The sequence below is a fragment of the Pseudoalteromonas sp. S1609 genome (assembly GCF_005887255.1).
GTDB lineage: Bacteria > Pseudomonadota > Gammaproteobacteria > Enterobacterales > Alteromonadaceae > Pseudoalteromonas.
The window spans coordinates 1-14,618 of sequence record NZ_PNDJ01000046.1; the positions used below are offsets into that span (position 1 = coordinate 1).

Annotated in this window: 14 protein-coding genes; 11 read left to right on the forward strand and 3 right to left on the reverse strand. The window is 40.9% G+C overall.

Going from position 1 to position 14,618, the window contains the following annotated elements; all coding sequences use genetic code 11:
- Positions 1–678 precede the first annotated feature (678 nt).
- The 3 genes from CWB76_RS12970 to hslR all read right to left on the reverse strand — a co-directional run bounded on the left by CWB76_RS12970 (position 679) and on the right by hslR (position 3,762).
- Entirely contained in the window at positions 679–2,217 is a 1,539-nt protein-coding gene (locus CWB76_RS12970) for a phosphoenolpyruvate carboxykinase (RefSeq protein ID WP_138608169.1), read from the reverse strand.
- A gap of 264 nt (positions 2,218–2,481) precedes the next feature.
- On the reverse strand, positions 2,482–3,327 hold the full coding sequence (gene hslO / locus CWB76_RS12975; RefSeq protein WP_138608171.1) for an Hsp33 family molecular chaperone HslO: 846 nt from the start codon (positions 3,325–3,327) through the stop codon (positions 2,482–2,484).
- A gap of 12 nt (positions 3,328–3,339) precedes the next feature.
- On the reverse strand, positions 3,340–3,762 hold the full coding sequence (gene hslR, locus CWB76_RS12980) for a ribosome-associated heat shock protein Hsp15 (RefSeq protein WP_138608173.1): 423 nt from the start codon (positions 3,760–3,762) through the stop codon (positions 3,340–3,342).
- A 195-nt stretch (positions 3,763–3,957) separates the two neighbouring features.
- Between hslR and gspC the strand changes: the two genes are divergently transcribed.
- The 11 genes from gspC (at position 3,958) to CWB76_RS13035 (ending at position 14,615) form a co-directional block, all read left to right on the forward strand.
- A complete protein-coding gene (gene gspC, locus CWB76_RS12985) occupies positions 3,958–4,902 on the forward strand; it encodes a type II secretion system protein GspC (RefSeq protein WP_138608175.1) in 945 nt (314 codons plus the stop codon).
- Between the two features lie 23 nt (positions 4,903–4,925).
- The gene (gene gspD / locus CWB76_RS12990) at positions 4,926–6,989 is read left to right on the forward strand and encodes a type II secretion system secretin GspD (protein WP_138563766.1); all 2,064 of its coding nucleotides are present in this window, start codon (positions 4,926–4,928) and stop codon (positions 6,987–6,989) included.
- Positions 6,982–8,547 carry a type II secretion system ATPase GspE gene (gene gspE / locus CWB76_RS12995; protein ID WP_010393003.1) on the forward strand — a complete coding sequence of 522 codons (1,566 nt, stop codon included), beginning with the start codon at positions 6,982–6,984 and terminating at the stop codon, positions 8,545–8,547. The genes gspD and gspE overlap by 8 nt, the downstream gene beginning before the upstream one ends.
- A gap of 2 nt (positions 8,548–8,549) precedes the next feature.
- Entirely contained in the window at positions 8,550–9,785 is a 1,236-nt protein-coding gene (gspF, locus tag CWB76_RS13000) for a type II secretion system inner membrane protein GspF (protein WP_075169550.1), read from the forward strand.
- A 69-nt stretch (positions 9,786–9,854) separates the two neighbouring features.
- Positions 9,855–10,277, forward strand: coding sequence for a type II secretion system major pseudopilin GspG (gspG, locus tag CWB76_RS13005; RefSeq protein WP_010393008.1), 423 nt, complete (start codon positions 9,855–9,857; stop codon positions 10,275–10,277).
- 49 nt (positions 10,278–10,326) lie between these two features.
- Positions 10,327–10,914, forward strand: coding sequence for a type II secretion system minor pseudopilin GspH (gene gspH, locus CWB76_RS13010; RefSeq protein ID WP_010393010.1), 588 nt, complete (start codon positions 10,327–10,329; stop codon positions 10,912–10,914).
- Positions 10,914–11,288, forward strand: a complete 375-nt coding sequence (gspI, locus tag CWB76_RS13015; protein ID WP_138608178.1) for a type II secretion system minor pseudopilin GspI — start codon at positions 10,914–10,916, stop codon at positions 11,286–11,288. The genes gspH and gspI overlap by 1 nt, the downstream gene beginning before the upstream one ends.
- Entirely contained in the window at positions 11,289–11,954 is a 666-nt protein-coding gene (gene gspJ / locus CWB76_RS13020) for a type II secretion system minor pseudopilin GspJ (protein ID WP_010393015.1), read from the forward strand.
- Complete coding sequence (gene gspK / locus CWB76_RS13025) at positions 11,954–12,940, forward strand: type II secretion system minor pseudopilin GspK (protein ID WP_138570970.1); 987 nt, start codon at positions 11,954–11,956, stop codon at positions 12,938–12,940. Before gspJ ends, gspK begins: the two co-directional genes overlap by 1 nt.
- On the forward strand, positions 12,937–14,145 hold the full coding sequence (gene gspL / locus CWB76_RS13030; protein WP_138608180.1) for a type II secretion system protein GspL: 1,209 nt from the start codon (positions 12,937–12,939) through the stop codon (positions 14,143–14,145). Before gspK ends, gspL begins: the two co-directional genes overlap by 4 nt.
- Entirely contained in the window at positions 14,142–14,615 is a 474-nt protein-coding gene (locus tag CWB76_RS13035) for a type II secretion system protein M (protein WP_138608182.1), read from the forward strand. The genes gspL and CWB76_RS13035 overlap by 4 nt, the downstream gene beginning before the upstream one ends.
- The last annotated feature ends 3 nt before the right edge of the window (positions 14,616–14,618 follow it).

A 14,618-nucleotide genomic window follows, 5' to 3' on the forward strand; every position in this document is an offset into this window, starting at 1 on the left:
GAAACGAAACAGCGCCGATGATAGTGTAGCATTTGTTATGTGAAAGTAGGACATTACCAGGCTCCAAATAAGAGAAAGCCCGATTCGAAAGAGTCGGGCTTTTTTACGTCTGAAGAAAAGTGAAAGTATTAGCCATCAGCTATCAGCTATCAGTTGCACTGCGTTAACCTCAGAGCCAACGCACATCCCATTAAAAACATTAAATGTACCTTTCAATGTGGCTCTCTAGCGCTCTAGGCACTACGATATTCTACTGCGTGGTAGCACATTCACTCCAAAAGCAAGCAAGACTCGAATGACTTGAGCCTTCTTGTGTTCGTAGGAGTTTACCAGTAATAGCTAGTGTTGTTTTATGTGCTCTAACAGGGTAAAGAGTGAGGTATTGGACAGATTCACCCTACAGATTGTTTCATTGCTGATGACAACCCGTAACTGTACTAATGTAACATAGTTTAATAGCATTTAATTTGAGATATACAAACTAGTAACTGCTACTTTAAAGCTTAATAGGCTTTCGGTGAGCCTTTATTAAGAAATGCACAAAACATAGGGAAACGTTTTAGCTAATAGGTGGCTTATCAGCAATTATTAAAGTAACTACGTTGCTGAAGTAAAATAGGTAGGATCAAAAACGCCAACTCAAGGTTGGCGTTTTAATTATCAGGCTAAAGGTGATTATTAAACTTTAGGGCCTGCGTTTTTAATTTCGTCAGATACGTCGTATTTAGCAAAATTTTCTGTGAAATCAGATGCTAGCTTAGCCGCATACTCTGCGTATTTAGCTTTGTCTTCCCAGGTATTGATTGGGTTAAGAAGCTTGCTATCTACGCCCGGCACTGCAACTGGTACGTCTAGGTTTAGCACGTCAATGTGTTGGGTTTCTACACCGGCTAATTTTCCAGATACGATTGCATCCACAACAGCTCGTGTTGTTGGAATATCAAAACGCTTACCAATACCGTAAGGACCACCTGTCCATCCAGTGTTAACTAGGTAAACTTTAGCGCCGAATTCACGTACACGCTTCATTAGAAGCTCTGCGTATACACCTGCAGGACGTGGGAAGAAAGGTGCACCAAAACAGGTTGAGAATGTTGATTCAATATCGCTAGTAGAACCAATTTCTGTAGAGCCTACTTTTGCTGTGTAGCCACTTAGGAAGTGAAATGCTGCAGCTTCTTCGGTTAGTACAGATACCGGCGGTAGTACACCACTCACATCACATGTTAGGAAAACAACAGCCTTAGGCTCACCTGCGCGGTTTTCAACTTTACGTTTTTCAACGTGCTCTAGTGGGTAAGCTGCACGGCTATTTTGAGTTAGGCTGGTATCGTTGAAATCAGGAACACGGTTTTCATCAAGTACCACATTCTCTAAAATTGTACCGAATCGAATAGCGTCCCAGATAACAGGTTCGTTTTTCTGAGAAAGGTCGATACATTTAGCGTAACAACCACCTTCGATATTAAATACACTACCTGGTGCCCAGCCGTGCTCGTCATCACCGATTAAGAAGCGAGTCGGATCTGCTGATAATGTTGTTTTACCTGTACCAGATAAACCAAAGAATAATGCGGTATCGCCTGCTTCACCTACGTTAGCAGAACAGTGCATTGGTAATACACCTTTCGCTGGTAGTAGGAAGTTTTGCACAGAGAACATCGATTTTTTCATTTCACCCGCGTAGCGCATGCCAGCGAGTAACACTTTACGTTGTGCAAAGTTAATAATAACTGTGCCATCGCTATTGGTACCATCGCGCTCTGGATCACATACAAACGAAGGTACGTTCATTACTTGCCACTGAGGAAAGTCGGCTTTGTTGTATGATTGTGGTTCGATGAACATGTTTTTAGCGAAGATATGGTGCCAAGCAGTTTCTGTTGTTACAACCACTGGAAGGTAGTGCTCTGGATCAGCGCCTACTTCAAGGTGAGAGATAAAGTGGTCGTTACTTTGCACATGTGCTTCTACACGTGCCCATAAGGCGTCAAACTTATCTGCATCGAATGGGCGATTTACATTACCCCATTGGATTTCATTTTCAGTACTTGATTCTTGAACAATAAAACGATCTTTTGGAGAACGACCGGTACGACGACCAGTGTTAGCTACAAAAGCACCATTGGCGGCTAAAGTCCCTTCGCCACGGCTGATAGCGTGTTCGACAAGTTCAGCTGCAGTTAGATCGACAAAACGGGTAGCGCTTGAAGTCATGTTTATACCTAAATTGTGTGAGATTGAACGGGATAGCTCTGGGTCTTAGTAACCTTTAAGCTGCAAATATAGTAACAGATGGATTAAGGATATTCGAGCTTATAAACACCGTAAAAACATATAAATTAAGGGAAAAACATGAATAATTTCAATGATACCGGTGTCATGAAAAATGCTCAGCTTGTGATACCGGTGTCATTTTTTGGACATAAAAAAGCCATAAAAAATTATGGCTATTTTATAGTGTGCTTTAAAAAATCTAGATTAGTTAAATATATTTTTTATATCTTGTTCGTTAAACACATAATCTTTTAAACAGTAATGGCAGCTCATTTTAATCTCACCATTTTTTTCGACATCATCCATAAGCGCTTGTTGACCAACATTAACTAAAGCAGTCATCGTTTTTTCGCGATTACAACCACATTTAAATTGAATTGGTTGAGGGTCAAATACGCGTGGGTTATCTTCATGATAAAGGCGCGTTAAAATAGTACTGGCATCAAGCTCTAGTAGTTCTTCATCTTTAATAGTATTACTGAGTGCTTCTAAGTGAGTAAAATCTTCAATCGATTTTTGCTTATCTACAGGTAGTACTTGTAAGAATAGCCCACATGCCTTGGCGCTGCCCTCTTTAGTATCGGTTGCAAACCAAAGGCGTGTTTTTAATTGCTCAGACTGCTCAAAATAGCTTTCTATACATTCACTTAATGTATCATGCTCTAAAGGTACTATACCTTGGTAACGCTCACCTTGAGTTGGAGTAATCGTGATAACCATGTAGCCTTGGCCAATGAGCTCTTTTACCGTTGAGCCAGTTACTTCACGTTGTAATCGCGCAATGCCACGCATATTTTGTTGATCATCACCATTGATCACCGCATATTTTACGGGTCCATCACCTTGTAGTTGAACCGCAATTTCGCCTTCAAACTTTAACGTTGCTGTTAATAAACAGGTTGCAACAAGCAGCTCACCTAATAATGCTTTAACGGGCTCTGGATAATTGTGTTTCGCAATCATTTCATTGTAAGCGTTGTCTATTTGTACGAGTTCGCCACGAACATCGAGGTTGTCAAATAAATAGCGGTGAAGTAAATCTTGTTGCATGAGCGACTATACCTAACTTGATTTCATTTTTAAAAGTTCGCGTCTTTGCTTCTTATCTGGTTTTTTATCCGGATGTGGGGCAAAGAAACTGTTATTTTTGCGTGCAATACTATTTTCTTCACGCTTAGCAATACTAGCATCAGATTCTTGATACATGGACTGTGCAATGGGGGCGCTTTGGCGCTTTTCAAGTATATTTAATACTGTGATAGTTTTTTCGTCAACGCCTTGGGCTAGCTTTATAATTGCGCCAATTTCTACAATTTTACTAGCCTTACTGCGCTGGCCATTATAATGTACTTTGCCGCCTTGTACCATTTCTCGTGCTATTGCACGCGTTTTATAAAATCGAGCCGCCCATAACCATTTGTCCAACCTCACTTTAAGTGCGTCAGCGCTTTCTGAGCTGTCATTGAGTTTAGTTTTCTTTGTCATAAAACATCCCTAGTAAATTTACTACTAGGTAAATTATCACGAAACCGTTACCGCATGTAGCTATTGCTTGATAGCTGATACGATAAATAAATCAATCTGTTTACAAAGTTTAATATTAGCGTGCTTGTTGAATGAAAAATGAAAAGGTACTATGGCTGAGTGATTTCGTTATAAATTAAAATAAGAATACTACCTATGGAACAGCACGTTCAACAATTTAAACATTTATTAAGCCGTTTACCGCACGCGAGATTAAGTGCAATGGTTATGGTTTTAGTTGTTGTTTATATTGCATTTTTATTATCAAAATTGATGTGGTTATTATGGCCGCAGCCAATAACATCGCCCCTTGTTCCTATTAGCCACTCTAGCCAAGCAATGGGCGGTAATAACCAGTCTATAGATTCGATCATTGAGCAATTTTTATTTGGTAAAGTAAATGTAACAAAAAATACCAATACTGCTTCGCAAACTAAAGTTATCAATAATGCCCCTGAAACGCGTCTTAGTATTAACTTAACCGGTATTGTTGCTGTGAGTAATGATGATAAGGCGGGAATGGCTATTATTGAGTCACAAGGTCGCCAGACGAGTTATTTAGTGGAGGATGTGGTGCAAGGTACACGTGCGAAAGTATCGCAAATACTCCCAGATCGTGTGATTTTAGATGTAAGTGGCCGCTTTGAAACCTTAATGCTTGATGGACTCGACTTTACTAAAACAGTATCAATGCCAGTACTCGCTGCACGAGATGAGTCTGAAATGGGACCTTTAGCGCCTTTAGCACAAAGCGATGAACAAATTGATGCCACTGCCAACCTTGAGGTGAAAGAAGCATTAATAGAAACTCGCGAAGAGCTTTTAGAAGAACCTGGTAAGCTATTTGATTATATACGTGTTTCTCAAGCGATGAATGATGGGGAACTTATAGGTTATCGTTTGAGTCCAGGTAAAGAGCCCGAACTATTTAAACAAATGGGATTACAAAATAACGATTTAGCCGTGGCAATTAACGGTTATCAATTAACAGATTTAAAACAGGCAATGGCAGCAATGAATGAGCTGCGAAACAGTACAGATGCAACTATCACAATAGAGCGTGATGGTGAGCAAATAGATGTACTATTTAGTCTGCAATAACTTAGCTTTGGAGTTTTAACATAATGGTTCAGGTGCTACACCTCAAAAAAATTAAAAAAGGGTTAGCTAAGTATGCAGCACTTTTTTTAGCGGCAAGTCTTTCTATGTCGGTTGCTGCTGTTGAATATGCTGCTAACTTTAAGGGCACAGATATTAATGAGTTTATTAATATTGTTGGCAAAAACCTTAATAAAACCATCATTATTGATCCTAACGTGCGTGGCAAAGTAAATGTACGTAGTTATGAATTAATGGATGAGGCGCTTTACTATCAGTTCTTTTTAAATGTTTTAGAAGTTTACGGTTATTCAGCCGTTGAAATGGATAACAACATAATCAAAATAGAAAAAAGCTCAGATGCTAAAAAATCAAACGTGCCATTAATTACTGCTGATAGCCAAGCGCTTGGCGATATGATGATTACACGGGTTGTGCGAGTTAAAAATGTAAGCGTACAAGAATTAGGTCCTTTAGTTCGCCAATTTAGCGACCAAAAAGACGGTGGTCACGTTGCTAACTTTAATGCGGCCAACGTCATGATGCTAACTGGTCATGCAGCCTCGGTTAACCGCTTAGTAGAAATTATTCGCTCTGTTGATCAAGCGGGTGATAAGCGAGTCGATATCGTTAAGCTCAAGTTCGCAACAGCTGATGATGTTGTCTCTGTAGTAGAGAATATTTATAAAGATAGTGGCAAGGGTAGCGTACCTGAGTTTTTAATTCCTAAAGTCGTAGCTGATGGTCGTACTAATAGTGTGATTGTCAGTGGTGAAGGCCAAGCACGCACACGTGCCATTGAGCTCATTAAACGTTTAGATGGTGAACTGGAAAGCCAAGGTAATACCAAAGTGTTTTACCTCAATTACGCAAAGGCCGAAGATTTAGTAAAAGTACTCCAAGGTGTGAGCAAATCGCTGGCAGAGGATTCAAAAGGTGGGGCAACCAAAACTCGCAGTAGCAATAAGAACGACACTAGCATTGAAGCTCATCCAGATTCTAATTCATTAGTTATTACCGCTCAGCCAGATACGATGCGTTCACTAGAATCTGTTATTGCGCGCTTAGATATTCGCCGCGCACAAGTACTAGTGGAAGCCATTATTATTGAAGTAATGGAAGGCGATGGCGTTAACTTTGGCCTGCAATGGATTTCAGAAGAAGGCGGCATGCTGCAATTTAACAACGGTACAACAGTACCTGTTGGCTCTTTAGCCGTAGCGGCTGAGCAAGCCCGTGATAAAACGGTGACAAAAGTGGTCACTGGTAGCGAATCAGGAAATGCAACACCTTACGAAGAGACAAAAGAAGGCGACTACGGCCCGCTTGCGTCATTACTTGGTGGTATTAATGGGTTAGCTATGGGGGTAATTAAAAATGACTGGGGCGCAATTGTTCAAGCGGTTTCAACCGATACTAATTCTAATATTCTAGCGACTCCATCTATTACCACTATGGATAACGAAGAGGCGTCTATTTTAGTTGGTCAAGAAGTGCCTATTATTACCGGTTCACAAACCGGTAGTAACAATGAAAATCCATTTCAAACGGTTGAGCGTCAAGAAGTGGGTATAAAACTTAAAGTGACACCACAAATTAACGATGGTTCTGCAGTGCAATTAACCATTGAGCAAGAAGTTTCTAGTGTAAGTGGTGCAACGGCAGTTGATATTTCAGTCAATAAGCGCGCAATTAAAACAACCGTAATGGCAGATGATGGCGGCATGGTGGTATTAGGCGGCTTGATAGATGAAGATGTACAAGAAAGCGTGTCAAAAGTGCCATTACTAGGCGACATCCCTATTTTAGGGCACTTATTTAAGTCAACTAATACAACAAAGCGTAAGCGTAATCTTATTGTATTTATAAGACCGACCATTATTCGCGATGGCGTTAGTATGAATAAACTTAGCTTTAATAAATATAACTTTATTCGCGGTGAACAATTTAAAAAACGTGAAGATGGTATTAATTTAATGCCAATGTCAGACACACCTATTTTACCTGAGTGGAATGACGAATTGTTGTTACCACCAACGTATGAAGAGCATTTACGCAAACAAAATGCACAAGAGCGTAATGATGACTAATGCGATAGAAGATATTAATCAAGATGTTGTTCATCCAATTACTCATAGTAATGATGAACAGCTTGCTCAAGATGACTTAATTGAACTGCCTGCAAAACGTTTGCCGTTTTCTTATGCCAGACGTGTTGGCGCGTTACTTAGTAAACATAAGGATAACCGAGTTGTTTACTACCGTGGCGAGCTTGATGTTGATGTATTATTAGAAGTGCGTCGTATTGCAGGACATGGCTTTACACTTGAGCAACTAGAAGATGATAAGTTTGAGCTATTACTAGAAGCATCGTATCAACGTGATAGCTCAGAAACTCAGCAAATGATGGAAGATATTGGTAATGAGGTTGATTTATTCTCACTAGCTGATGAGCTCCCTCAAACAGAAGACTTGCTTGCCGGTGACGACGATGCACCTATTATAAAGCTGATTAATGCCATGCTCAGTGAGGCAATTAAAGAAGGCGCCTCTGATATCCACATTGAAACGTTTGAGCAAGAGCTGGTTATTCGTTTTCGGGTGGATGGGGTACTTAAAGAAGTTCTAAAGCCTAATCGTAAACTAGCCTCTTTGTTGGTATCGCGTATTAAAGTAATGGCCAAACTCGATATTGCAGAAAAACGCATACCGCAAGATGGCCGTATTAGTTTACGTATCGCTGGGCGCGCTGTAGATGTGCGTGTGTCGACTATGCCATCGAGCTTTGGTGAGCGAGTGGTACTGCGTTTGCTTGATAAAAACAATGCACGTTTAAACCTAGAAGACTTAGGTATGACAGCTCGAAACCGAGAGCTGTTTGCCGACTTAATTAGCAAGCCTCACGGTATAATTTTAGTAACAGGCCCTACAGGCTCTGGTAAAAGTACCACGCTATATGCAGGTATGAGCCAAATTAACTCGCGGGATCGCAATATTTTAACGGTTGAAGATCCAATCGAGTACGAAATTCCTGGCATTGGCCAAACACAGGTTAATACCAAGGTTGATATGACTTTTGCCCGTGGTCTGCGCGCTATTTTACGTCAAGATCCTGATGTAGTTATGGTCGGTGAAATACGAGATTTAGAAACAGCCCAAATTGGTGTACAAGCATCACTTACTGGCCACTTAGTTATGTCTACGTTACATACTAATACCGCCTCAGGCGCAATCACTCGTATGGAAGATATGGGCGTTGAGCCGTTTTTATTATCGTCTTCATTACTAGGGGTATTATCCCAGCGCTTGGTACGTACTTTATGTAATAGCTGTAAAGAAGGTCACGTTGCAGATGAGCGTGAATGTGAATTACTCGGCGTACCGTTTGACAATGCTCCGACGATTTACCGCGCGGTAGGATGTGAAGAGTGTAACTTTAATGGCTACCGAGGTCGTACTGGTATTCACGAGTTATTAGTCGTCGACGAAACCATTCGTGAAATGATCCACAGCGGTAAAGGTGAGCAAAGCGTAGAGAAATACATTCGTAAGCACAGCCCAAGCATTCGTCAAGATGGCTGCAGCCGTGTGCTTGCAGGTAAAACAACGCTTGAAGAAGTGCTGCGCGTAACGCGTGAGGAAGGCTAACTATGGCAGCGTTTGAATACCGCGCATTAGATGGCCGGGGAAAAGAAAAAAAAGGTATTTTAGAAGCCGATACAGCTAAGCAAGTTCGTCAGCTTCTGCGCGATCAAAAGCTTACACCACTTGAGGTGGTGCCTGCTGCGCAAGATGACAAACAAGTTAAAGGTCAAAAAGTACCTTTACTCGGTTCTTTATTTAAACCAACCATATCAACTGCCGATCTCGCTTTGATCACTCGTCAGCTTGCAACCTTAATTCAGTCTGCCCTTCCTGTAGAAGGGGCGGTAATGGCGGTTGCTGAGCAGTGTGAAAAACCACGCTTAAAACGTATGTTAATGTCGGTGCGCTCTAAAGTAGTGGAAGGTTATACCCTGGCTGATGGGATGAGTGAGTTTCCGCATGTATTTGACGATTTATACCGCGCTATGGTGGCGGCAGGTGAAAAGTCAGGTCACTTAGATCAAGTGCTCAACAGGCTAGCTGATTATACCGAGCAGCGCCAACATATGCGCAGTCAAATTACGCAGGCTATGGTGTATCCGATTATTTTGGTGGTGTTTGCTATTGGTATTGTTTCGGTGTTATTAGGTACCGTAGTACCTAAAATATTAAAAACGTTCGAAAAAACCAAACAAGTTTTACCTTGGACTACCGAGTGGGTTATGGCGGGTAGTCATTTTGTGCAAAATTACTGGTTTATAAGTTTACTGGTGATCACCGCTACCGCGGTTGGAATCAAGTATGCGCTTAAAAAACCTAAGGTACGGTTTTGGTGGGATGCAAAAGTATTACATATGCCAGGCATAGGTAAAGTTGCTAGAGGGATTAACACAGCGCGCTTTGCTCGTACTTTAAGTATTTTATCGTCAAGTTCAGTACCGCTACTAGAAGGAATGCGTATTTCTGGTGGGGTATTAGTTAACGAAAAAATCAAACAAGCTGTGGCTGATGCCGCAGAAAGAGTAAGTGAAGGGGCAAGCCTACGTGCTTCACTGCAGCAAACTAAGTTGTTTCCACCAATGATGCTGCATATGATAGCCAGTGGTGAAAAGTCTGGTGAACTTGAGCAAATGTTAGAGCGAGCCGCTAATAATCAAGATCGCGAGTTTGAAAGTATGGTCAATGTGTCATTAAAATTATTAGAACCCGCAATGATTGCCTCTATGGCAGTCATTGTACTGTTTATAGTAATGGCAATTTTGCAGCCAATTATGGCAATGAATAAGGCTGTTGGCCTTTAATTATTTTTTATATTAATGATTTAATTAAATCATTTTTGTTTAGTGTTTTTAGAATAACGAGGTAATAACGTGAATAAACAATCAGGTTTTTCTTTATTAGAAGTGATGGTGGTATTGGTTATCATCGGGATGATCATGTCGATTGTGGCACCTAATATTATGGGTCAGCAAGAAGAAGCGGCTATTGATAAAGCGCATTTAGATATTCAGCAGTTAGAAGATGCCGTTAGCCTTTACAAGTTAAAAAATAAAAGCTACCCGAGTACAGAGCAAGGGCTTGAGGCGTTGGTAACTAAAACCAGCATTGAGCCTATCCCAAAGCGTTTTCCTGATGGCGGTTTTATTAGTAAATTGCCAGAAGATCCATGGGGCAACCCTTACCAACTTATTTACCCAGGTGAAGTAGGTAAAATTGATATTTTTTCAATGGGGCCTGATGGCGAACCGGCTACTGAGGATGATATTGGTAACTGGGGTGAAGATAAGCAGTAATGGGCATTAACTTAATCATACGCTTAAACTTAGTTGATTGGGGTTTACCATGCGGGTAAACCTTAAGCACCTGAGTGCGAAGCAATATGGTTTTAGTTTAATAGAAATTTTAGTGGTATTGGTGATCATCGCCTTTGCCACCAAAATGGTGGTATACAGCTTAGATGGCGGCGCAGAGGAAGAGCTAGATAAGCAAGCAAGTAGGCTGCATACCACCATTAATGCCGCATCGGAATTTGCCGTACTTAATCAGGTAGAGTTAGGTTTATTAGTTGATCAAAATACGCTTGAGTTTTTAGTGTTTGATGGCGAAAAGTGGACCAGCTTTGAGCGGGAAGAGTTATTTAAACCAATTGAGTTTGACCAGCAATTTAAAGTAACACTTAATCTAGAAGACCTACCTTGGGCACAAGATAACTTATTAGAGCAGTCTAACTGGCGTGAGTTAATGAGTGGCGATAATGAAGATAGTTTATTAGAACTTAAAAAATTAAAAGTTCCTCAAGTACTTCTTTTATCCTCTGCTGATGTAAGTGCATTTCAGCTTATGCTTGAGTTAAAAGATCAGGCGGAGCCGGTATATTTTATTGAAGGTAAATTTGCAGCGCCAGTTGATTTTCGTCGAGAGCCCCAATAATGAAAAAATACCAAGGTTTTACCTTATTAGAAGTCTTAGTTGCGCTAAGTATTTGTGCTATGGCGGGTATTGCTGCAATGCAAGCAACTGGTGAGCATATTCATCACTTATCGAGTATTGAAGAGCAAACGTATGGCTCATGGGTAGCCGAGAATGTATTGGTAGAACAACGAACGAAAGGCGAAAAATGGCAAGGTAAAAATGGTACCCGCGGCACTGAGATGATGGCGGGGATTGCATGGTTTTGGCGCCAAGATGTTGTGCCCACTGCTGATAAGAGCTTTGTAAAGGTCACTATTAATGTGTTTACAGATGATAAGTATGAAAATTCAATTTATGAGTTAAGTACTTACTTAAATAAAGGTAAGCCATAAGTGAAGCAGCGCGGTTTTACATTATTAGAAGTGATGGTGGCACTAGGGGTGTTGGCGTTTGTTATTATGGCCACCCACCAAATACTTGATACCACCACGCGTGCCAAAGAAGCATCAGATGAAAAAATTGCTGAGCTAAATGGGTTACAAACAGCCTTCAGGCTAATGGATCAAGACTTTAGCCAAATGACTAAACGCCAAGTGCGTAATGAAGCTGGGGATTTTCAAGAGAGTTACTTACTTGCAGGGCGCTACATTTTAGAAAGCCAGCTTGATGGCATTGCCTTTGTGCGTGATGGTTGGATGAATCCCATTAATTTACTTCCTCGCTCAGAGCTGCAAGCTGTTGGTTATCGAGTAATTGATGACAACTTAGAACGAGTATATCGCATTTATGTTGATCAACTTGATAATATGGAGCCTCGTAGCCAAGTTGTTTTAGCTGACGTAGAAGAGCTTAAATTTGAGTTTTTAGATGGTAACGCAGAGTGGCAAGAAAACTGGCAAATTAAGGCGTTACCTAAAGCGGTCGCTGTAACGTTAAAGCAAATGAACGCAGAACCAATTAGGCGCGTTTTTTTAGTGCCAGGACTCGGTAAAGAGCTACCAAAACCGGTTAATGATGGTACTAACCAATCGCAACCAAATGGCCGAGGAACGCCTTGATGAATCAAAAAACATCACGCGGCGCGGCGTTAGTTATTGTGTTATTTATTGTCGCGCTGGCTGCTATTTTAGCCGTAGAAATGAGTGCGAACTTAATGTTACAGGTACAAAGAAGTACTAACTTGCAAAGTCAGCAACAGGCTAAATGGTATGCTTACGGCGCTGAAGAATTAGCTATTAAAGGCTTAATTCAAAGTAAAAAAGACGATCCAGAAAAAACCACCTTAGCGCAGCCGTGGGCAAAGCAAGGTGATGTTAAGTATCCAGTTGATAACGGCACGTTAAGCGGTCAGTTAACTGATTTACAAGCTTGTTTAAACTTAAATGCGCTTGGTGCTGAGCCCGACCCAAACAGTACTAATAAAACGAACCCTGCGCATAAAGCGTTGTTTGCCATATTAGAAAATATAGAAGACTTACCCAGTGATGAGTCTGAAGAAGGTATGGCTGATAGTGTTTTTGACTGGTTAGATAAAAATAGTATTACGTATCGCTCAGGAGCTGAAGAGGGCGAGTATTTATCGCGTCAGTTTCCGTATATGACAGCAAATAGCCTATTTGCTTCGGTATCTGAACTGCGTTTAATTAAAGGGTTTAACCCTTTAGTGATGGAAAAGGTGCTGCCTTTTGTCTGTGTGATCCCTGGCAGTACGTTACTTTCAATTAATGTTAATACGGTCACTGAAGAGCAAGCTTTATTGTTCAGTGGCCTAATAGACGAACTGAGTGTTTCGGGTGCTCAAGCGGTAATTGCAGCGCGACCTGAAAATGGCTTTGATAATATTGAAGAGTTTTTTGAGTCTGTTAAACAACAAGGCGGCAAAAATATCAAAGCAGTAGAAAAGCTTTTTAGTTTAAAAAGTGAATATTTTAAATTACAAACGCAGGCAAAATTTGTTGATTTGCGTTTTTCGATGACCACATTACTGTATGCCAGCAATGGCGAGGTAACGATACTGGCGCGAAAATTTGGAGGCGTACAGTGACAGAGATACTGTTGATCCGCACGGGTCAAACCGAGCAAGATTTACTTAACTGGTTAATATACTCACCACAAGAACAAGAAATAATAGCCAGTGGCGAGCTACAAAATGCCAATCAGTTAAGTGAACTAACTGAAAAAGCATTAACCCGAGAACTTGTGGTACTTTTACCATGTGACCAAGTGCAATTAAAAACGGTGACACTGCCAACAAAGTGGAGCCGTAAATTAGAGCAAGCATTGCCCTATATGCTCGAAGAAGATCTTGCCTGTGATATAGACGACGTTTATATCGCGCTTGGGGAGCCAACTATGGTTGATGAGCAGCATGCAATTAAGATTGCGCTAACGAACCGTAATTGGTTTGAGCATTGGTTAGAAGTATTTGAACAACATCAACTCACTCCGTATCAAATAGTACCGGATGCATTACTATTGCCAAGCGCTGAAGAGTCATGTGTTACTGCCATCGAACTTAATAAGCAGTGGCTCTTTAAACAAGGTGACTGGCACATTAGCGCGGTTGAAAGCAGTTGGCTAAAAGAGTATTTAGTAGCATTGGGCAATCCTGATATCAAGCATTACAGCCCCGCTGATCAGTTTCCAGAAGCACTTAACTTATATCCGCAAACAAGTGACTATGAGTTACCGTTAGCATTATTTGCTAAACAACTTGATAAACTTAAGTTTAATTTGCGTCAAGGACCTTACACCCTTAAAAAGAAAACTGCGTTATGGTGGGGTTACTGGAAAAGTGCTGCCATTATTAGTGTGGTTGCCTTGGTATCAAGTGTGACTATTAAAGCGGTTGAATTGCATCAGCTTAATTCGCAGCTAGAAGTAGCTAAATCGCAAGTAGTAGCGCGATATCAAAAAGCCTTTCCCGGTACACGAGTACGCCCTCATTTAATTAAAAATCAAATACAGGGTGCATTGAATAAAGTACAAGGTGTTAGCGATGCTGGCTTTTTAGATTTAACCAGTAAATTGGTTAGCGTGTTTTCGCAAGTGAATGAGTTTACGCCACAAACATTACGCTTTGACAAACGCCGTAATGAATTGCGCATTCGAGCGCGTGGTAAAGACTTTCAAACTTTTGGTAAGGTTAAAGCCATTCTCGAGCAGCAAGGGGTTACTGTTGAGCAGGGCTCGTTAAATAATGATGGCGATTTTATCGTCGGCGAAATCAGACTGCGAGGTGCACAATGAAGCAGCAGTTCATGCAATATTGGCGTTCATTAAAAGAGCAAGAGCAACAACTAATTATGATTGCAGGCGGTGTATTTATCATTTTTGTTTTGGTGATGGGGGTTTTTAGGCCTTTAAATACTGCGATAGAGCGGGCACAGCAATCACAAATAAAACAGCAAGAATTGTTAGCCTGGGTAGACGAGAGTATTGTTAAGCTCAAAGCCGCGGGTAAAACGCAAGCTGTGAGTAATCAAAATCTCAGCCAAATAGTTAATAATACGCGCGGCCGTTACAGCATTAATATTAGTAAGATGCAGCCTAATGATAACTCACTTCGTTTAACGCTCGACTCAGTAGAGTTTAATCTATTAATCCAATGGATTGATGAGCTCGTTAATCAGCATGGTTTAAGCGTAGAAAATCTAGATTTAAGCCAAGATGATAAATCCGGTTATGTACGCGTAAGCCGTTTAGTATTAGAGAAGTAGTTA